The organism is Neorhizobium galegae, assembly GCF_017877135.1.
Taxonomy (GTDB): Bacteria; Pseudomonadota; Alphaproteobacteria; order Rhizobiales; family Rhizobiaceae; genus Neorhizobium; species Neorhizobium galegae_A.
This window is the reverse complement of record NZ_JAGIPH010000012.1, coordinates 57,847-77,168: the sequence shown is the minus strand read 5'-3', so window position 1 is coordinate 77,168 and position 19,322 is coordinate 57,847. Positions and strand designations below refer to the sequence as shown.

Annotated in this window: 17 protein-coding genes; 12 read left to right on the top strand and 5 right to left on the bottom strand. The window is 60.5% G+C overall.

Translation table 11 applies throughout. The annotated features are described in order from the left end of the window. Positions 1 to 300: 300 nt before the first annotated feature. From J2858_RS23130 to J2858_RS23110, 5 genes are read right to left on the bottom strand one after another with little or no spacing between them, the layout of a single operon-like run. Complete coding sequence (locus J2858_RS23130; protein ID WP_210107229.1) at positions 301 to 1,443, bottom strand: glycerol dehydrogenase; 1,143 nt, start codon at positions 1,441 to 1,443, stop codon at positions 301 to 303. Positions 1,444 to 1,473: 30 nt separating this feature from the next. Continuing rightward, positions 1,474 to 2,271 (bottom strand): SDR family NAD(P)-dependent oxidoreductase, encoded by a 798-nt coding sequence (locus tag J2858_RS23125; RefSeq protein WP_210107228.1) that lies wholly within the window; start codon positions 2,269 to 2,271, stop codon positions 1,474 to 1,476. Between the two features lie 30 nt (positions 2,272 to 2,301). Further along, positions 2,302 to 3,870 carry a GMC family oxidoreductase gene (locus J2858_RS23120; protein WP_210107227.1) on the bottom strand — a complete coding sequence of 523 codons (1,569 nt, stop codon included), beginning with the start codon at positions 3,868 to 3,870 and terminating at the stop codon, positions 2,302 to 2,304. Positions 3,871 to 3,914: 44 nt separating this feature from the next. Continuing rightward, complete coding sequence (locus J2858_RS23115) at positions 3,915 to 5,447, bottom strand: UxaA family hydrolase (RefSeq protein WP_210107226.1); 1,533 nt, start codon at positions 5,445 to 5,447, stop codon at positions 3,915 to 3,917. A 3-nt stretch (positions 5,448 to 5,450) separates the two neighbouring features. Then, the gene (locus J2858_RS23110; RefSeq protein WP_210107225.1) at positions 5,451 to 6,134 is read right to left on the bottom strand and encodes a GntR family transcriptional regulator; all 684 of its coding nucleotides are present in this window, start codon (positions 6,132 to 6,134) and stop codon (positions 5,451 to 5,453) included. Positions 6,135 to 6,406: 272 nt separating this feature from the next. Here J2858_RS23110 and J2858_RS23105 point away from each other — a divergent pair, with 272 nt between their 5' ends. The 12 genes from J2858_RS23105 to J2858_RS23050 all read left to right on the top strand — a co-directional run bounded on the left by J2858_RS23105 (position 6,407) and on the right by J2858_RS23050 (position 19,181). Next, positions 6,407 to 7,519 carry an iron-containing alcohol dehydrogenase gene (locus J2858_RS23105; protein WP_210107224.1) on the top strand — a complete coding sequence of 371 codons (1,113 nt, stop codon included), beginning with the start codon at positions 6,407 to 6,409 and terminating at the stop codon, positions 7,517 to 7,519. Between the two features lie 30 nt (positions 7,520 to 7,549). Then, positions 7,550 to 8,587 carry a sugar ABC transporter substrate-binding protein gene (locus J2858_RS23100; protein ID WP_210107223.1) on the top strand — a complete coding sequence of 346 codons (1,038 nt, stop codon included), beginning with the start codon at positions 7,550 to 7,552 and terminating at the stop codon, positions 8,585 to 8,587. Positions 8,588 to 8,655: 68 nt separating this feature from the next. Then, positions 8,656 to 10,164 carry a sugar ABC transporter ATP-binding protein gene (locus tag J2858_RS23095; RefSeq protein ID WP_210107240.1) on the top strand — a complete coding sequence of 503 codons (1,509 nt, stop codon included), beginning with the start codon at positions 8,656 to 8,658 and terminating at the stop codon, positions 10,162 to 10,164. After that, entirely contained in the window at positions 10,161 to 11,138 is a 978-nt protein-coding gene (locus J2858_RS23090; RefSeq protein ID WP_210107222.1) for an ABC transporter permease, read from the top strand. Before J2858_RS23095 ends, J2858_RS23090 begins: the two co-directional genes overlap by 4 nt. A gap of 17 nt (positions 11,139 to 11,155) precedes the next feature. After that, complete coding sequence (locus J2858_RS23085) at positions 11,156 to 12,154, top strand: ABC transporter permease (protein ID WP_210107221.1); 999 nt, start codon at positions 11,156 to 11,158, stop codon at positions 12,152 to 12,154. An 18-nt stretch (positions 12,155 to 12,172) separates the two neighbouring features. Next, positions 12,173 to 13,204: an aldo/keto reductase gene (locus tag J2858_RS23080; RefSeq protein WP_210107220.1), complete on the top strand. Its 1,032-nt coding sequence runs from the start codon at positions 12,173 to 12,175 to the stop codon at positions 13,202 to 13,204. A gap of 21 nt (positions 13,205 to 13,225) precedes the next feature. After that, positions 13,226 to 13,645 carry an RbsD/FucU family protein gene (locus tag J2858_RS23075; RefSeq protein WP_210107239.1) on the top strand — a complete coding sequence of 140 codons (420 nt, stop codon included), beginning with the start codon at positions 13,226 to 13,228 and terminating at the stop codon, positions 13,643 to 13,645. 28 nt (positions 13,646 to 13,673) lie between these two features. Beyond that, positions 13,674 to 14,498: an amidohydrolase family protein gene (locus J2858_RS23070; RefSeq protein WP_210107219.1), complete on the top strand. Its 825-nt coding sequence runs from the start codon at positions 13,674 to 13,676 to the stop codon at positions 14,496 to 14,498. A 43-nt stretch (positions 14,499 to 14,541) separates the two neighbouring features. After that, complete coding sequence (locus J2858_RS23065) at positions 14,542 to 16,083, top strand: sugar ABC transporter ATP-binding protein (protein ID WP_210107218.1); 1,542 nt, start codon at positions 14,542 to 14,544, stop codon at positions 16,081 to 16,083. Positions 16,084 to 16,157: 74 nt separating this feature from the next. Further along, a complete protein-coding gene (locus J2858_RS23060) occupies positions 16,158 to 17,084 on the top strand; it encodes an ABC transporter permease (RefSeq protein WP_245367196.1) in 927 nt (308 codons plus the stop codon). A gap of 10 nt (positions 17,085 to 17,094) precedes the next feature. After that, a complete protein-coding gene (locus J2858_RS23055; RefSeq protein WP_210107216.1) occupies positions 17,095 to 18,036 on the top strand; it encodes an ABC transporter permease in 942 nt (313 codons plus the stop codon). A gap of 38 nt (positions 18,037 to 18,074) precedes the next feature. After that, entirely contained in the window at positions 18,075 to 19,181 is a 1,107-nt protein-coding gene (locus tag J2858_RS23050) for an autoinducer 2 ABC transporter substrate-binding protein (protein WP_210107215.1), read from the top strand. Positions 19,182 to 19,322: the final 141 nt, after the last annotated feature.

The following is a 19,322-nucleotide window of genomic DNA, read 5'->3' as shown; positions in this document are numbered from 1 at the left end:
GCGATGCCTTCATCCTCTTCCGTTCCTTTCCCAGCCAGGAAAATGCACCGGAAAACTCTAGCCAAAAATGGTCCAGTTTGAAGGGGTCAGATCAGTTCAGATCACCCCTTGAAAGGATCCGAACCTGCCACCTGCGTATGCGAGCCTCAAACTAGCGTGAAGGCCAGCACTTAGCGTTCGCGCGATCAGCATGCGGCATGACGTCGAATTATGGAATATTTTGAGCCGCCCGTCAGATCTATCTTGGCCGTTTCCAGGCTTCTCGCGATCTCAACGGCTTCGATTTCTCCCGCTGCGAGATCAACGAGGCGGCTTGGCATGGCTGGTGAACTGAGATGCTTCATTCTTTCTTTGAGCCGCCAGCGCGCTGGCGGTCGAGATCGAGTCTGCAATCAATTGCGGTGTCAGCGTCACCGGCACGGAATGAATGACGCTCCGTGCATCGAGTGCGATCTCGCCGACCTTCAGGAGTTGCGCCGTCGTCACGTTCTCCAGGCCCAGATCGGAAAGCGTCGTGGGAAGACCGATGTCCTGACAGAAATCGATGGCCTCGTGAATTTCGGTGAGCGAGCGGTTCTCCAGCACCAGCAGAACGATAATGCCGAATGCCACCTTTTCGCCGTGGAAGAAGTGATGCGTCGGCTCCAGTACCGTCAGCGCATCGTGGATGCCATGAGCACCGGACACGCCGCAGTTTTCAAAGCCCAGGCCACTCAGCAACGTATTCGCCTCAATGATGTTTTCTACCGCAGGCGTCAGCTTGCCGTCGCGGGCAGCGACATAGGCCGCCCGGCCATCCCGCATCAGCACTTCATGGCACCGGTGAGCAATCGCCGCACCTGCCGCTGTCGTGGCATAGCCCTCGCCGATATAGTTGTTGGAACGGCTCTCGAAATTCGACCGTGCTTCATACCAGGTGGAGAGCGCATCCCCCATGCCAGCGACGAGGAAGCGGACCGGTGCCTTGATGATCAGCGCGCTATCGACCAGGACGACATCGGGATTGCGTCCGCACCGGACAACACGGTCATAGACCCCCTCCTCACTGTAGATCACGCCGAGTGAACTGGTGGGAGAATCGGTGGAGGCGATGGTCGGCACCGTGACCGTGCGCGCGCCGAGATGAAGGGCGGAAATCTTGGCGGTATCCAGCGCCTTCCCGCCGCCGATGCCGATGACGACGCCCGCTTGCGCCGTCTTTCCCTCCGTGACGGTTCGACCGACTTCGTTGTCCGAGGATTCGCCGGAAAACTTGACGAAATGGCTTTTGACGCCATGCGCCGTGAGATTGGCTTCCACCTTCGGGCGCAGCGTCTCCCAGAAGAAGCCGTCGATGACGATCAGCGCTGATTGAGCCAAGGGTGCGATGTAGAGCCCAATGTCGTCGATAACACCGGGGCCCTGCACATAGCGAAGCGGCCCGCCATATCCTCTTGCGGTCATGATCCTGTTCCTCTTTCGAATGTCCGGTGGTTAGCGCAGCGTCAGGCCGCCATCGACGGTGATCACTTCGCCCGTGGTGAACGAGCCGGCATCGCTGGCCAGATAGACGACCGACCCGGCCAGTTCCTCGACCGTGCCGATCCGGTTCTGGACGGCCCCCTTTTCCCAATAATTGGCAACGACGTCGGGATGCTCGCGAAGCACGTCATCGGTCAGTTCCGTGCGGATGTAGCCTGGAGCAAGAGCGTTGACGCGGATGTTGTGCTCGGCCCATTCGGTGGCGAGCGCCTTCGTCAGCATATGCACCCCTGCCTTCGAAACGTTATAGGCGGCGTGGCGGAAGGGCCAGTTGACGATCCGGCCCGACATGGAGCCGATATTGATGATCGACCCGCTTTTCTGCGCAATCATCCGCCGTCCGACATGCTTGGAAACGAGGAAGACGCCATCGAGATTGACGGCCATGGTTTGGCGCCATTGATCAAGGCTGCACTCTTCCGCGGGTGCCGGCAGCACGATGCCGGCATTGTTGATCAGGATGTCGATCCGCCCGAAGCGGTCGATCACCGCCTGCGTCATTCTTTCCACATCCGCCTCCTCGGCGACATCGGCCTGAAGGGCGAAACTGTCGCGCCCCTGAGCCTTGATGGAAGTGGCAACCTCTTCGGCGCGTTCGAGCGTCGAGCGCACGATGATGGCGACGTCCGCACCGTGCGCGGCGAGCGCTTCGGCCAGGGCCTTGCCGATACCGCGCGAGCCGCCGGTGACGATAGCCTTGCGGCCGGTGAGATCGAACAGGCGGCGGTAATCCGTGCCAGTGTTTGACATGTTTGTTTCCTCCCTCGAATGTTAGTCAGATCAAGCTGCGGTCGGCGAAGCCTGCGGCGTCCTGGTGACGGCTTCGCCTGAGCGGGCGAGAATGTGTTCGGCTGTGCGTTGCGCCTGCGCGACGATGGTCAGCGACGGGTTGACCGCCGTGGAGGATGGCAGGAAGGATGCGTCGACCACATAAAGGTTGTCGACGTCCCAGACCTTGCAATGCGGGTCCAGCACCGAGCTTTCCGGTGTTTTGCCAAAGCGCGCCGTGCCGCACTGGTGCATGGAAACCTTGATATCCATCTTGTTGGTGATGATCAGCGGATAGCCGAGCGAGCGCATGATCCTGGACCAGACCTTTACCAGTTCATTGTGCGATTTGAGGTTGTTGGCGGTATAGCTCAGGCGGATGCGGCCATCGGGATCCACGGTCACGCGGTTGTTCGGATCGGGTAAATCCTCCGACATCAGCCACCAGTCCACGCTGCGATCGGCAAATGCGGACATCAGCCATTCCGGAGCCCAGGCAGCGCCTGCCGTCAGCATGCCGCCCTGCAATTTTCCGAGCCCCTGCACGTTGCCGAGCGGATAGGGCTTTTCGCGGTTGGCAAGATAGAAATCATTGATTGCCATGGATTTCTGGAAGACCACGCGGTTCTTCTTGAACGGCGAGATCGCCATCATCGCAGTGTTGTTGTGGGCCATGTAATTGCGGCCCAATTGATCGGACAGATTGTTGCCGAGCCCGCGCTTGTGGGCATCATTGGCCGAGCGCAGAAGAAGTGCTGCAGAGTTGATCGCGCCCGCGCTGGATACGAAAAGATCGGCCTCGACTATCTGCTTTTGGCCCTGATGGGTCAGTTCCACGCCGGTGACGCGCTGGCCGCTCGGATCGGTCAGCAGCCGGTGCACCAAGGTCTCCGTGATGAGGTCGATCCGGCCGTTGGCCTTGGCAAGGGCCGGATTGACGAGGCGCACTTCCGCATCCCCCTTGGCGCCGAGCTTGCAGGCAAATCCGTCGCAGGTGCGACAGCGGATGCAACTGCCACCCTGGTGGTAGTCGATGGCGATTGGCAGCGGGAAGGGATGCAAGCCTTTCGCCTTCAGCTTGTCCTGAAAGTAGGCGATTTCCGGTTCGTGGCCGATGGCTGGATAGGGCATGGGTCCAGAGCGTGGCGGCTCGGTCGGGTCGAGACCCGCTATGCCATGGGTGCCCATGAGGCGTTCCGCCACGGCATAATAGGGTTCGAACTCGTCATAGGAAACGGGCCAAGCGGGGGCCACGCCATCCTCGTGCTGAAGATCCTCGAAATCCTCGCGACGAAAACGCAACGTTGCCGCGCCGAAGAACTTGCTGTTGCCGCCCACATAATAATAGGTGCTGGGGTTGAAGAGCTGGCCGTCCTTGTCACGCCATTCTTCCTTTGTGGCATATTTCTTTTTGTGAAAGACCGCATCGACGCTCCAGTTGTCGTCTTCACGCGGCAGGCGGGGACCACGCTCGATCATCAGGATATTGCGGCCCGATTCCGCCAGGCTGTTGGCCAAGGCACCGCCACCGACGCCAGCCCCTACGATGATCACATCGTAAAATTTCTTCAACTCACTCATCTCTCTCTCCCGTGCCTGAGTATCCTTCCTCCGAAAGACGCTCCTCACATGATTGCGCCCACCTGCCAGGGCACAAATTCGTTGTCGCCATAATTGTAGATTTCGCTCAGCGTGCGCTCGCCCGAGGCTGTCGCGATGACCGCTTGGAAAATGCGCTTGCCCACCTCTTCGACCGTCTCGTCGCCGGTGACGATGGTGCCGCAATTGAGGTCCATGTCCTCCTGCATCCGCTCATACATCGGCGTGTTGGTGGCAAGCTTCAGCGAGGGTGCGGGCTTGAAGCCCGAGACCGAGCCACGACCGGTGGTAAAGCAGATCACATTGCAGCCACCCGCCACCTGCCCCGTGACGGCAATCGGGTCATAGCCGGGCGTATCCATGAAAACGAAGCCGCTTTCGGTGATCCGTTCGGCATATTCGTAGACGGCGTTGAGCCGCGTCGTGCCGCCCTTGGCGACCGCACCGAGCGATTTTTCGAGGATGGTGGTGAGGCCGCCCGCCTTGTTGCCATGGGATGGGTTGTTATTGAGTTCAGCCTGACCGCGCGCTGCGTAATCGCGCCACCACTCAATGCGCTGGAGAAGCTTTTCCGCCACTTCCGGGCTCCGGGCTCGGCGCGTCAGCAGATGTTCGGCTCCATAAATTTCGGGCGTTTCTGCCAGACAGGCCGTGCCGCCATGGCCGACCAGAAGATCGGCGGCATAGCCCAACGCCGGATTGGCGGAAATGCCGGAATAGCCATCCGATCCGCCGCATTCCAGCGCCAGCTTGAGCTTGGAGACCGGCTGTGGCGTGCGCGTGAGGGCATTGACCGTGGGGAGCATGGCATCGATGGCGGCAATCGTCGCTTCGATGGATTTGCGCGTGCCACCGGTTGCCTGAATGGTCAGCGTACGGAAGCGCTCCCCCTCCTTCAACTGGTGGGCGGCCAGCAGTGCCGGAATCTGGTTGGTCTCGCAGCCAAGGCCGATCATCACCACACCGCCCACATTGGCGTGGGTTGCGTAACCGGCAAGCGTGCGGGTGAGATAGCGATAGCCTTCCGCTGCCGTGTTGATGGCGCAGCCGCCGGCATGGGTCAGCGCAATCACCCCGTCGACATTCGGATAGTTCTCCAGCCGTCCCGGCAGCGCATAATGCTGCGCCACGGCTTTTGCAACCGTCGCCGAACAGTTCACAGAGGAAACGATGGCGATATAATTGCGCGTTCCCGCCTCGCCGTTCGCGCGCTCGAAGCCCATGAAGCTCGTTTGATGCTCAACATAGGCAATGTCTTTTGCATCGACGCAGAACTCATGGGCGAGTTCGACGTCGCGCATGGCCATATTATGCGTGTGGACATGATCGCCGATGTGGATCTCGCTCGTGGCGAAGCCGATGATCTGCCCATATTTGATGATCGCCTCGCCCGCAGCAAGATTGGCAATCGCAACCTTGTGACCTTGCGTTATCCGGCCTGTCAGGCTGCATCCACCAAGCTCTGGAAGAGCCGTAGGCTCCAGCGTCATGCGCGCCACGGCAACGTTGTCCTGCGCATTCAGCCGCAAGAGCGGCGACGAGGCCGAATAGATAGTCATTGCTCATTCCTCTCCGTCGAATAAAGCGCCCTGCTCTTCGTACATGCGGGCCATGACCGCAAAAGACGTATCGAGGTGGATGCGCATGGCGAGTTCTGCTTGATCGGCATTCCGGTTGGCCAGTGCCCGCACTATCGTATCGTGCTGTTCCGTCACCATCGCGAGATGGCCCGGCACCGGCGCACTGAGCTGGCGCATGCGATCGAGATGCACCTTGGCGAGCGTGATGAATTTCCAGATGCGCGGATAGCCGCTGATGCCGGCGATCGCGCCGTGGAAAAGGTCGTCGCAATCCAGATATTTTTCGAGTTGATGGCTATCGAGGATCGACTGCATCTTTCGAACCAGATTCTTCAGATGCTCGACATCCGCATCGGTCACATTAACCACCGCCTTGCGCACGCTTTCAATTTCCAGCGCCCGACGAATGACAAAGCCTTCCTCAGCGACCTTGAAGGAAATGCGGCTCACATAGGTGCCGGAGTGCGGAAAGATATCGACAAGTCCTTCATCGGCCAGCTTTTGCAGCGCTTCACGCACCGGCGTGCGGGAAACCCCAAGTTCCGCACACAGGTCCTTCTCCGAGACGACGGCACCCGGCTGCATCTCTAGATGGACAATCGCCTCACGCAACAACCAATATATTTGTTCTGCCTTCGGAATGGACCTGCTTTTTTCAACTTCCATATCAATCTCAATCAGTTCAAATGCTTAAGCGCCTAACAAGAACTTTCGAAACCATGTTGACAGGCGCTTTTTGATCTGCATTTATATAACTCATATATTAGTTAGGGGCGCAAGCAAAAAATTGCCTGCCGCCGAAGAGGAGAAAAGTTCGGGCGAACGAGGAGGTTGGCCCGAACCATCAGCACAACAGAGACAGATCGTGGCACCGCATGCAGGCGGCCGAATGCGGCTTGCCGTGCAGCAATTTTGTAAGTCGAAGGCACAGGCAGGACATGGCAACCATCAACTATCTCACGCGCATCGAATTCGACGCGGGCTCCATCCAGCGGCTTCCACACCTGCTGGCCGAGCTTGGTGTGCGCAGACCCTTGATTGCAACGGACAAAGGCCTGGTCTCCACCGGCCTGGTTGAGCAGGTTCTCGGTCTCTTCGAAACCCGCCCCACAGTCTTCGACGGCACGCCGGCCAATCCGACGGAAGATGCCGTGATGGAGGCGCATGCACTGTATGTGTCGGAGGGCTGCGATGGCATTGTTGGTCTCGGCGGCGGCTCTTCTCTCGACCTGGCCAAAGCCGTGCGGTTGCTGACGGGCCATGCCGCCCCGCTTGCGCAATATACGGCCGTCCAGGGCGGCGCAGCCAGGATCCACGGCAAGATCTGCCCGATGATTGCCGTGCCCACCACATCCGGCACGGGTTCGGAAGTCGGTCGCGCGGCCGTCATCATCACGGCCGAAGGTCGCAAGCTTGGCATCCTCAGCGGCCACATGCTGCCATCCATTGCGCTTTGCGACCCCGAACTGACCTACGGCCTTCCGCCGTTCCTGACGGCCGCGACCGGCATGGATGCCCTGTCACACTGTCTCGAAACCTATATGGGCCCGTCCACCAATCCGCCTGCCGATGCGATCGCGCTCGACGGTCTGAAACGCGGCTTTCCCGCCATTCGCAAGGCCGTAGCCAACGGGCAGGACCACCAGGCCCGCTGGGACATGATGATGGCAGCGCTGGAAGGGGCGATGGCGTTCCAGAAAGGACTTGGCGCCGTTCATGCGCTCACGCATCCGCTCGGAGCCGTCCGCGAGCTCAACCTGCATCATGGCACGCTGAATGCCGTTCTGATGCCGGCCGTCTTGCGCTTCAACCGTTCGGTGATTGGCGGAAAATGGGATGTGATGGCCGAGATCCTGGGCGGTCAACCCGATGAAGTCATGGCTCAACTTAACAAGGATATCGGCATGCCCAGCGGCTTGAAGGCGATGGGCGTGACCGAGGCCATGATGGAAAAGGTCGCCGGCGAGGCGCTGCACGATCATTGCCACGCCACCAATCCCCGGCTCGCGACCCGGGAAGATTATCTGATGCTTTTGCAGCAATCGGCCTGAGGCCGCGAACCACCAGAGGGAGGAGACAACATGAGCGAATTTGAGGACACAAAAGATCGCGCGCACTTCATGGGCGATCTGAAACTGACACGACGCGGCGTCTTGAGCGCAGGCGCTGCCATCACGGTGGCAGCAGCCCTCAGCAAGCCGCGCGTCGCTGGCGCGCAAGAGCTGAAGTTCTGCGCATCGCTGGGCTGGACGGTCTGGGAATCGGGTCGCCACATAGTCAACGGCTATAAGGATGCCGTGGCAAAGCTCGGCGGCACACTCACCATTGCCGATGCCAATTACGACATCAAGAAGCAGGCCGACCAGATCGCGGCCTTCGTCGCCTCAAAGCCGGCTGCAATCTTCATCACCCCCGCCGATGCCGCCGCCATCTCGCCTGCCGTGCAAGCAGCCGTTGCCTCCGGCATCCCGATTTTCTGCGGCGACAGCTATGTGCCGAACACCACCGTCACCTCCACGGCGATGTCGAACAATTTCGGCCTTGGTGCAGCGGGCGCCGAATACATCGCCAAGCGCCTGAACGGTAAGGGTCAGGTGGCGCTGGTCAGCCTCCCCTCCAACGAATCCTGGGATCAGCGCACGCTCGGCGCAAAATCTGTGTTCAACCGCTTCCCGGATATCAAGATCGTGTCCGAGATCGCCTTCGCGCTGGGCGGCACGACGACACCGCGCCAGGTGGTGGATAATATCCTCACGGCCAATCCTGATTTGAACGCCATCTGGTGCGCTTGGGATGGAGCGGCCTCGGAAGGCACGCTGGCCATCCGCGCGTCCGGCAAAAAGGTGTTCATCACCGGCATTGATGGTGGCCGCCAGTCCTTTGAGTACATCAAGGCGGGTTCGCCCTTTGCCATGACCATGGCCCAGAGCTTCTACGAAATGGCCTACATGAACGCTTTCTATGCCCATGAGGTCGTTGCAGGCCGCAAGGCTCCGCGCTTTGTCATCACGCCATCCTACGCGGTGACGCAGGACAGCCTGAAGGACCTCAAGGAACTGCCAGACACCTACGACCAGCCAGGCGAAGCGATCAAACTCGGCTGGGCTCGCGCGCTTTGAACTGACGTGTGGCAGGCCGTGCGCGGCCTGCCGTTTCCCAATGCAGGTGGAAAGGCTTGGTGCTGGATATGGCAGCCATTCTCGACATGAAGGGCATTGAAAAGCAGTTCGGCGTCGTCAAGGCCCTGGACAACGCGGATTTTTCTCTGGAAGCCGGCGAAATCCATGCCCTTCTCGGCATCAATGGCGCGGGCAAATCGACGCTGATCAAGATCCTCTCCGGCGTCTACACCAAGGATGCAGGGGAGATCGCGATTGCCGGCGAGAGTGTCGAGATCGGCACGCCTGCTGCTGCCATCGCCTGCGGCATTGCGTCCGTCCAGCAGCACCCGGAACTGGTGGATGATTTCACCGGCATCGAGAACATCTTTCTCGGTCAGGAGGCACCGCAGCCCGGGCTCGGACGCAGGGTGGACCGCAGGGCCCTGAAGCTTCAGGCCGAGCAATTGCTGAAGCGTTTTCCCATCGAGATCGATCTTGAAGTCCGCGTCGGCGAAATGCCGGCGGTGGACCGGGAAATCGTTGCCATCCTGCATGCGCTGAGCCGTGAACACATTCGCATCCTGATCCTCGACGAGCCGACGTCGACGCTGACCGAGCGGGAAAAGACATCGCTCTTCCACCTGATGCGGCAGCTGAAGGCGGCAGGCATCGCCATCATCTACATCACCCACCGCCTGGAAGAGGTCTTCGAGATCAGCGACCGCTTCACGGTCTTTCGGGCGGGCAGGCGCGTCGCCACGCTGACCTGTCATGAGGCAAGAACGTCCAACATATCGATCCCCGAACTGATGCTGGACGAAAAACCCGGCGACATATTCCCTCCCAAGGCGAAGAGCGCCGCAGGAGAAGCACTTCTGGACGTGCGTGGCCTCTCGCGGCACGGCCTGTTTTCGGACGTAAGCTTCACCCTGCGGCGCGGAGAAATTCTCGGTATTTTCGGGCTGGTCGGCTCCGGCGCGGACGAGTTGTCCAAGGCGCTCTTCGGCGTCATCCGCCCCGATGCAGGCACCCTTACGGTGAAGGGCAAGCAGGTTACGCTGAAGGACCCGCATGATGCCTTGCGCCGGGGCATTTTCCTCGTTCCCGGCGACCGCCGCACAGAAGGGCTGACCCTGTCGCGCGACGTCATTTTCAACATGACGCTGGCGCATCTCGGCAAGGCCTCCATTCTCGGCGGGTTGTTACGCTTCGGTTCAAATCGAAAGGCTTCGGCAGGGCTTGCAAAGCGCGTGGCGCTGCATCCGATGACGCTGGACCGGCCTGTCAGCGCCTTCTCCGGCGGCAATCAGCAAAAGATCGTCATCGCCAAGGGCCTTTACCGCGATGCCGATATCTACATCTTCGTGGAACCCACCGTCGGCGTTGATATCGGCGCGCGCGCCACGCTCTATGCGCTGATGCGGGAGCTTTCCGCCCATGCCGGCGTGCTGGTCATCTCGTCTGATTGCGATGAGGTGCACGGTGTCGCCGACCGGATGATCGCTCTCTACCGGGGCCGCCCCGTTTTCGTGCCGGATCAAAGACCGAGCCGCGACCAACTTCTAACTGCTGGCATCATGGGAGCACGCGCATGACGGCCCTCAAATCCTCTCCGCTTGCGCTGCGGCTGACAGCATTCCTGGTGCTTCTCGGCCTGATTGCAACGGTATTCCAGTCTTTCGCCCCCGCCTATCTCAGCGAAAACAATCTGCATGCCCTCTTGCGCCATATGTCGGTGAACGGGCTGACGGCAATCGGCCTGACCTTCGTCATCGTCGTTCGTCACTTCGACCTCTCCTTCCCCGGCGTGGCATCGCTGGGGGCGATGACGCTTGGCTGGATGCTTGCCAATGATTTTACGCTGATGCAGAGCGTGGCAGGCGGCATCGCTATCGGGCTTGTGGCTGGTCTGATCAATGGTAACGTCATTTCCTATCTGCGCCTGCCCGATATTGTCACCACCATCGCCACCGGCGGGGTTGCGGTTGGCCTTTCCTATTTCTACAGCAACGGCACATCCATTTCGGAAAACTTCTTCATGTCGGGCATTCTCGACCTGAACGATTCCAGATTCCTGTCGCTCGACATGCCGGTGGTCATTCTCCTGGCTGCCGCCATCGTCGCCTTCATCGTTCTGCATTGCACCCGCTTTGGCCGCGCCTTCTATGCAACGGGTGAAAACCGACGTTCGGCGGCCTTCTCCGGCATTCGCGTCAGGGCCTATGTGCTCACGGCCTTCGGTCTTTGCGGTGCGCTTGCCTGTCTCGCCATCACGCTGCTGGTTGCATCTTCCGGCGCAGCCAACGTCACAGCCGGCAACCAGTTGATGATGCCGGCCTTTGCCGCCGTCTATCTGGGGGCAGCTCTCTTCGGCGCACCCTCCATTCCGGCAACTCTTGGCGGAACGCTGCTGATGTCGGCCATGCTGAACGGCTTCACGCTGCTGGCGATTCCTTATTATTACAGCGACGCCATCGTCAGCACCGTTCTGATCGCCGCCATCGGCATTTTCGACCCGAAACTCACCACGCTGCTGGGCGGACTGTTCAGCCGCCAACCGGCACGCTGAGCGAAGGGGTAACCAACATGACGGATATGACCATGACCACGGCAGAGCGCGCAGCGGCAAAGCGAGGTCCTGATGTGAACGGCTTCTTCCTGCGCTACGGTCTCTTTCTCCTCTTGGTGCTCGTGATGCTGCTCTTTGCGTGGCTGAGACCGAGTTTTATCAGTGCAGGGAATATCAATGACATGCTGCGTTCGACCAGCATTGCGGCGCTGATGTTCCTTGGCCTGACCTGGATCATTGCGGCAGGCGAAATCGATGTGAGCTTCATGTCCGTCGCAGCGCTTGCCAATATGGTCGTGGCGGGGCTTGTCGTCTCCGGAAACGGCTGGGCCGTCGCCTGTCTGGCGGGGTTGCTGGTCGGCGTCGTCTTCGGCCTTGCCAATGGCGTGCTCGTCGCAATCTTCCGCTTGCCGGCGCTCGTCATCACCATTGCCACCGGTGGACTGGCGGGATCGATTGCGGCCGCCATCGGTCTTGGCACCTCGATCTCCCTGTCCTCCACCGGCTTTGTCGGTTCGCTGCTGCACATCAATCTCGGTGTGCTGCCGCTGCTGACGGTGATCGTTGCCTTTCTTTATGGGCTAGCCTGGTTCGTACAGGAGCGACTGACCTTCGGCCACTATCTCTATGCCTTGGAGCAGAACCGTGCGGCGGTCATCGAGGCGGGCGTTCCGGCAAACCGGCTGCTGCTCATTCTCTATGGTCTCTCCGGTGTCGTCTCCGCACTGGCAGGCATTCTTTTGACGGCGGATCTCTCCTCTGGCCAGCCCTATATCGGCACATCCTATTTCATCGACGGGCTGACGGCCGTGCTGCTGGGCGGCATGGCGCTGAAATTCGGCAAACCCAATGTCATCGGCACCGTTACCGCCGTTCTGCTGCTCGCGGCCCTCCTCAGTGGGGCTGCCCTGCTTGGCTGGACGGACGCGCAGCGCCAGATCGTGCGCGGTGTGCTGCTGCTTTGCGGCGTCGCTGTCGTTGTCTGGGCTCGCCGCAAAACCCGCGCACACATTTGAAATTTATGAGGAACGAGCATGAAAGCGACTGACAAACGCCCCGTTGGCAAAACCGGTATCAGCGTTAGCGCCCTTGGCATTGGCAGCGCCCCTCTGGGCGGTCTCTACGCCTCGGTGTCCAAGCAAGACGCCATGGCCATGCTAAACCATGCCTGGAATTCCGGCATCCGTTATTTCGATACCGCGCCCATGTATGGCAACACCCGCTCCGAACATCTCGTCGGTGAATTGCTGCGGGAGAAGACACCGGAAGCCCGTGACTGGGTCATCTCAACAAAGGTTGGGCGCTTGATGACCACCGAACGGGCCGGCCGCAAGCTGCCGCCCGCACCGCCGAAGAACCCGCTCGATCCAGGCTGGTGGAACGGCTTGGATTTCCGCGAGGTGTTCGATTACACATATGACGGCGTGATGCGCAGCTTCGACGACAGTCAGCAGCGCCTCGGTTTCCCCAGTCCCGACCTTCTCTATGTGCATGATATCGGCCGCGTCACCCATGCGGATCTGCATGAGCATCACTGGCATGCGCTGACCAAGGGCGGCGGCTTCAGGGCGCTGACCGAACTGCGGGCGGCGGGCGACATCAAAGGCTTCGGGCTCGGCGTCAACGAATGGCAGATCATCCGCGACGCGCTGGAAGAAGCCGATCTCGACTGCTCCATGCTGGCTGGCCGCTACACGCTGCTCGATCAGGATGCCGAAGAGGAATTTCTGCCGCTCGCGCAAAAGCGTGGCATGGCGCTGGTCGTCGCAGGCGTGTTCAATTCCGGCATTCTCGCCTCCACCTCCGGACGGCGGAAGTTCAATTATGCCGATGCGCCTGCCGAGATGATCGAACGGGCCGAAAAGCTGCGTGCCGTCTGCGACAGTTTCAACGTGCCGCTTCCCGCAGCCGCCATCCAGTTCCCGCTGCGTCATCCGGCGGCCACCTGCGTCGTCATCGGCGCCAAGACGGCTGAGCAGATCGCCACCAACATTGCCTGGTTCGAGCAGGAGATCCCTGAAGACCTTTGGGCAACGCTCAAGGATCAGGCCCTGATCAACCGCTGATTTCGAACTCGGAGAAACATGATGCTGAAGACCCTCGACCCGCTTCTGACCGGCGAACTGCTCGCCATCCTGGCTGATATGGGCCATGGCGACGAAATCGTCATCTCGGATGCCAATTTCCCGGCGGTCAAGGTGGCGGAACGGCTGATCCAGATGCCGGGCATCGACGCCTGCGCCGTGCTCACCGCTGTCCTCTCCCTGCTGCCGCTCGATGATTTCGTCGATCATCCTGCCGCCGTTATGGATGCACCGGGCGAGCGCCCGGTCATCTATGCAGAATTCGAGACGATTATCGAAAGAGAGGAAAAGCGCGGCATACCTCTGGAGGCCATCGATCGCTTCGCCTTCTATGACCGCTCCAAGACCGCTTTTGCCGTGGTCTCCACCGGGGAACGGCGGCTCTACGGCAACATCATCCTCAAAAAGGGTGTCGTGCGCTAAGCCGGCCGCGATGGGGGAGGAGACCGCCATGCTCGATAGTCATCAACATTTCTGGAAGGTGGAGCGCAGCGATTATGGCTGGCTGACACCGGAACTCGGGTCCATCTACAGGGATTTTCTGCCCGGGGATCTGACCCGCGAGATGCGCCGGGCGGGGATCACCCGCACCATTCTTGTGCAGGCCGCGGAAACCGAAGCGGAAACCGATTTCCTGCTGGAGATCGCCAGAGAAACGGATTTCGTGGCGGGCGTCGTCGGCTGGATCGATATGGAGGCAGAGGATTTTGCCGCGCGTCTCGCACGTTACAGGCAGAACCCGAAATTCGTTGGCCTTCGCCCGATGCTGCAAGGTCTTGACGACGACGCCTATATCCTGCGCCCGAAGGTGCTCGACAGCCTGAAGGCCGTGGCCGACAGCGGCCTCACCTTCGATATCCTCACCTTCACCCGCCACCTGCCGCATGTGGTTGCGGCGCTGAAGACCGTGCCGGGCCTCAAGGCCGTGGTGGACCATATCTCCAAGCCGGAGATTGCAACGGGCACGCTCGATCCATGGCGGGGGCATATGGAAGAGATCGCAGCTTTTGCGAACGTGTCCTGCAAGGTGTCCGGCATGGTGACGGAGGCAAGCGCCAGTTGGCAGCTTGAGGATTTCCGACCTTACGTCGATCACGTCGTCCGCTGTTTCGGCCCCGACCGGCTGATGTTCGGCAGTGACTGGCCGGTCTGCACGCTGGCTGCCAGCTATGCGGAAGTTGCCAATCTCGCGCGCACTCTCCTCTCAAGCCATTTCGGACCGGAGGACCTGCACGGTATTTTTGAAAAGAACGCGGCGCTTTTCTACGGCGTCTGAACGCTGTCGGGCGTGAGATCGGCATTCTGTGAGGAGGAATGAATTGGCATCGAATTTTGAGCAACAGAGAGCGCTCGAGCCGTATGTGCGGCTTGCCGGGATTTCCAAATCCTTCGGCCCGGTGAAGGTGCTGAAGGACGTGTCCTTCGATGTGCGGCCGGGCGAAATCCATGCGCTCCTCGGCGAAAACGGCGCGGGTAAATCGACGATGATCAAGATCCTCTCCGGTCTTTATCAGGCAGACGGCGGTGTGATGGAGATCGAAGGCCAGCCGATGCGCTTTGCCACCGCCAAGGATGCCAATGCCTCGGGCATCGCAACCGTTTATCAGGAGCTTCTGCTGTTTCCAGAGCTGACGGTCGCCGAAAACATCTTCCTCGGTCACTATCCGCAAAAAGCCATGGGGCGCATCGACTGGACCGCGGCCCGGGCCAAGGCGCGTGAGCTGCTGGACAGTCTCGACTGTCATGATCTTCATGTCGATACCCGCATCGCCACGCTTTCGGTGGCGCAGCGCCAGCGCGTTGAAATCGCCAAGGCGCTCTCGCACAAGGCCCGCATTCTGATCATGGACGAGCCGACGGCCTCGCTCACCGAAAAGGACGTCACCCGGCTGATGGAGGTCGTGCGCAGCCTCAAAGCGCGCGGCGTCGGCATCATCTATGTCAGCCACCGCATGCCGGAGATCTTTGCACTGGCGGACCGCGTTTCGGTGCTGCGCGACGGCATGATGATCGACACGCGCGACATTACCGAGGCCGATGAGGCGACGCTTGTCTCCATGATGGTGGGCCGCTCCATCGAGCAGCTTTTCCCCAAGGGTGAAGCCAAGATTGGCGAGCCGGTGCTGGACGTGTCCAAGCTCAATCACGGCCGTCTGGTACAAAACATTTCCTTCACGCTGAGGCGCGGCGAGGTTCTGGGCATTGCCGGTCTTGTCGGTTCGGGCCGCACGGAACTGGCACTGACGCTGTTCGGCATCACGCCCGCCACGTCCGGTGAAATCCGGGTGAAGGGCAAGCCGGTTTCCATTCGCACGCCGCGGCAGGCCCGCGACCTCGGCCTTGCCTATGTGCCGGAAGATCGTGGCCTTCAGGGCCTCGTAAAATCCATGAGCATTAACGAAAACCTCTCGATGGCGGCTTTGGATCGCATTGCGCCCGGCCTTTTCCTCAATTTTGCCGAGGAAGCGCGCCGCGCTGTGGAGGCCGTGAAACGGCTGGGGGTTCGCGCCAGAGCCGGCATTCACCAACCTGTCGGGGAATTGTCAGGTGGTAATCAGCAGAAGGTGGTCATCGCCAAATGGCTGGAAACCCGGCCCGATATCCTGATCCTCGACGAGCCGACGCGCGGCGTCGATGTCGGGGCCAAGGCCGAAATCCATGCGATGATGAGCGATCTGGCCGCCAAGGGCCTTGCCATCATCATGATCTCCAGCGAATTGCCGGAGGTGATCGGCATGAGCGACCGCATTCTGGTGATGAACAATGGCCAGGTCACCGGCATGATCGACCGGGCAGATGCCACGCCTGAAACGGTGGGTGGGGCCATGACCGCGCAGGCAAAATCGAAGGAGGCTGCGTAATGGCTGTCCTATCCCAGGCTTCCACGTTGTCTACCCGTAAGCCACAAAATTCCCGCCCCTTCATCGCACGGCTGATGACCGATTATGGGCAGGAATGCGTGATTATTGCCGCCATACTGCTGCTCTTCGTGGCCGTCGGGCTCTACAATCCACGCTTCCTCAGCACCTCGAACCTCACCACCATCTTTTCCGGAAATGCCTATATCGCTGTTGCTGCCATCGGCATGTCCATGGTCATCATCACCGGCCATATCGATGTCTCGGTGGGCGCGCTGATCGGCGTGCTGGCAACCATTTCCGGCACATTGGCCGTATCCGGCTATCCGGTCTGGGTGGCCTGGGGAGCACCGATCCTCCTTGGCATGGCCGTCAATTTCATCGTCGGCTGGCTGGTCGCCTTTGCACGCATTCCCTCCATCGTCGTGACGCTCGGCATGATGTCCATCCTGCGGGGCGGCTTGATCTCCATCACCGGCGGCACCTGGATTTCCGGCCTGCCGAAGGCGTTCATGATCGCGCAGTGGAAGCCCTTTGGCCTGCCCTTCCCGATCATCGCCATGGTGGTCTTGACGCTGCTCGCCGCCTGGTGGATGCGCAACTTCCCCTTCGGTCGCTCGCTCTATGCTGTCGGTGGCAATCCGGAAGCCGCGAAAGCCACTGGCATCTCCAGTGAGCGGCGCGTGCTGGCGGTCTTTGTCATCCATGGCGCCATTGCCGGCATCGCCACCATCCTGTTTGCCACGCAATTGCAGGTCATCCAGTCCACCGTGCCGCCGAATCTGGAACTGACGGTGATAACCGCCGCCGTCATCGGGGGTGTCTCCATCCTCGGCGGATCGGGCACCGTCATAGGCTCCACTCTGGCCGCCATCCTGTTTGCAGCCATCGGTTCGGCGCTGATCTTCGTGAATGTCTCCGCCTATTGGCTGAGAGCCGTGATCGGCGGGCTGATCCTCATCACCGTGCTTGCGGACATGATCCGCCGCCGCCCGAAAAAGTAAGGAGGCATCCATGTCCCTGCGTACGCTGCTCCGGCACGAAACCATTCTCGCTCTCGTGGCCGTTGTGCTGCTTGTGGCTTTGGCTTTCCAGTCCGCCCAGTTCTTCACCGGCGCAAACCTGCTCAATCAGGGGCGCCTGATGACGGAAGTCGGGCTCGTCGCCATCATCATGACCTTCGTCATCATCACCGGCGGCATCGATCTCTCCGTCGGATCGATCCTCGGGCTCACGGCCATTCTGACCGGGGTGTTCTGGCAGAATCTCGGCCTGCCCCTCATGGCCGCTGCCGGTCTTGCCATTGCGGTCGGCACCTTCTGCGGTTTCGTCAACGGCTTCGTCATCACCCGCTTCGGCGTGCCGCCGCTGATTGCGACATTGGCCACGCTTGCACTCTACCGCGGCCTTGCGGAAGGCATCAGCCAGGCGCGCTCGGTGCGCGGCTATCCGGACTGGTTCTATGTGTTGGGCCAAGGCAACATTCTCGGCGTTCCGACCCAGCTCTGGATCCTGATTGCCTTTGCCATCCTTGCCAGCGTTCTTCTCGCTGCCACGCGCATCGGTCGCAGCATCTATGCCATTGGCGCCAATGAAGTTGCTGCCTTCTTTTCCGGCCTGCCGGTCAACCGCACCAAGATTGCCGTCTATACCGCATCCGGTTTTGCGGCGGCACTTGCCGGAGTGATCTTCGTGTCGCGCGTGTCGACCACCCGCTCCGACATGGGGACCGGGTTGGAACTCGACGCCATCACCGCCGTCGTGCTGGGCGGAACCTCGATCTATGGCGGACGCGGCAGCGTCATCGGCACGCTGATCGGCCTGGTTGTGATCCAGAGCCTGAAGAACGGGCTTTCGCTGGCCGGCATCAAAGCGGAAGGCACGGCCGTGCTGATCGGCCTCATGCTGATCGGCGCCATTCTCATGACCACGGCGTTCAACAAACGCCGGGCCTGAATTCAATCAAGCATCTCGCAATAATGGAGGAGGAACCTATGCGCAGATCAATGATGACCACCCTGCTGGCTCTCGCACTGTCGGCCGGCACATCGCACGCTGCCCCGGTCTGGACCGGAGCGGACGACCAGCCCACCAGTCCGCTGGCCTGCGATGGCGCACCGGCTGCTGCAGCGCCCGTTGCCTATAATGGGGGCACGCCTGCAAAGGCACCGGAGCGCAAGGGCAAGACCATCAAGGTGGTGGACGTGCCGAAACTGGTCGGCATCGGCTATTTCAACTCGACATCCCAGGGCGTCAAGGAAGCCGCCAAGGAACTGGGCACTGTCGATGCAAAAACCGACGGCTCCACCAAGGCCAATATCGATGACCAGATCACCCTGATCGACAATTACATCACCTCAGGCGTCGATGGCATTCTGTTTTCCGCCAACGATCCGGTGGCCATCGCACCGGTGCTGAAGAAGGCGCTCGCCGCCGGCATCAATGTCGTGGGCTACGATGCGGATGCTGAGCCCGACGCGCGCCAGTGGTTCGTCAATCCGGCAACGCCAAATGGCGTGGCGAAGTCTCTCATCGATACGCTCGCCAAGGAGATCGGTGAGGACGGTTCCTTTGCTATCGTCACCTCCACCTTCACAACGCCCAACCAGGCGCGCTGGATTGCGGAAATGTCCGCCTATCAGGCGAAATGCTACCCGAAGATGACGTGGCTGGAGACAGTCGAGGCCCAGGAGGACAACATTCTCTCCTTCAATCAGGCCAATACGCTGATCAACAAATACGGGTCGGACATGAAGGGCATCATCGGCATGACCAGCGTCGCGACGCCCGCCGCCGCGGACGCTGTGACCCAGGCCGGCCAGTGCGGCAAGGTCTCGGTCGTTGGCCTTGCAACACCGAACCCGATGAAGCCCTACATCAAGGACGGCTGCGTCAAATCTGCCATCCTGTGGAGCACTGTCGATCTCGGCTATGCTGCGATGCAGGCCCTGCGCGCCTCAGCCGATGGCACGCTGAAGCCAGGTGACAAGACGTTCAAGGCTGGCCGTCTCGGCGAGCTGCAGATCATCAATGGCAGCCAGATCCTGCTCGGCAGCCCGGCAGTCTTCACCAAGGATAATGTCGACACGTTCGATTTCTAACCGCCTCAACAGGCGCCCGGGTCAATCCTGATCCGGGCCGCCTTCTCTCAAGCGAAGGCTCCAGTGGCAACAGCCGCAATGGCTATGGAAAGAAGACGGTTTTGATGGAAGATAGCTCTCTGGAGCTATCGATACCGTAAG

Coding starts and splice junctions, on each gene's coding strand:
- J2858_RS23105 (WP_210107224.1), top strand. CDS start 6,407: ATGGCAACCATCAACTATCTCACGCGCATCGAATTCGACGCGGGCTCC.
- J2858_RS23055 (WP_210107216.1), top strand. CDS start 17,095: ATGTCCCTGCGTACGCTGCTCCGGCACGAAACCATTCTCGCTCTCGTG.
- J2858_RS23125 (WP_210107228.1), bottom strand. CDS start 2,271: ATGTCAAACACTGGCACGGATTACCGCCGCCTGTTCGATCTCACCGGC.
- J2858_RS23060 (WP_245367196.1), top strand. CDS start 16,158: ATGACCGATTATGGGCAGGAATGCGTGATTATTGCCGCCATACTGCTG.
- J2858_RS23070 (WP_210107219.1), top strand. CDS start 13,674: ATGCTCGATAGTCATCAACATTTCTGGAAGGTGGAGCGCAGCGATTAT.
- J2858_RS23090 (WP_210107222.1), top strand. CDS start 10,161: ATGACGGCCCTCAAATCCTCTCCGCTTGCGCTGCGGCTGACAGCATTC.
- J2858_RS23050 (WP_210107215.1), top strand. CDS start 18,075: ATGCGCAGATCAATGATGACCACCCTGCTGGCTCTCGCACTGTCGGCC.
- J2858_RS23080 (WP_210107220.1), top strand. CDS start 12,173: ATGAAAGCGACTGACAAACGCCCCGTTGGCAAAACCGGTATCAGCGTT.
- J2858_RS23100 (WP_210107223.1), top strand. CDS start 7,550: ATGAGCGAATTTGAGGACACAAAAGATCGCGCGCACTTCATGGGCGAT.
- J2858_RS23095 (WP_210107240.1), top strand. CDS start 8,656: ATGGCAGCCATTCTCGACATGAAGGGCATTGAAAAGCAGTTCGGCGTC.
- J2858_RS23075 (WP_210107239.1), top strand. CDS start 13,226: ATGCTGAAGACCCTCGACCCGCTTCTGACCGGCGAACTGCTCGCCATC.
- J2858_RS23115 (WP_210107226.1), bottom strand. CDS start 5,447: ATGACTATCTATTCGGCCTCGTCGCCGCTCTTGCGGCTGAATGCGCAG.
- J2858_RS23085 (WP_210107221.1), top strand. CDS start 11,156: ATGACGGATATGACCATGACCACGGCAGAGCGCGCAGCGGCAAAGCGA.
- J2858_RS23110 (WP_210107225.1), bottom strand. CDS start 6,134: ATGGAAGTTGAAAAAAGCAGGTCCATTCCGAAGGCAGAACAAATATAT.
- J2858_RS23130 (WP_210107229.1), bottom strand. CDS start 1,443: ATGACCGCAAGAGGATATGGCGGGCCGCTTCGCTATGTGCAGGGCCCC.
- J2858_RS23120 (WP_210107227.1), bottom strand. CDS start 3,870: ATGAGTGAGTTGAAGAAATTTTACGATGTGATCATCGTAGGGGCTGGC.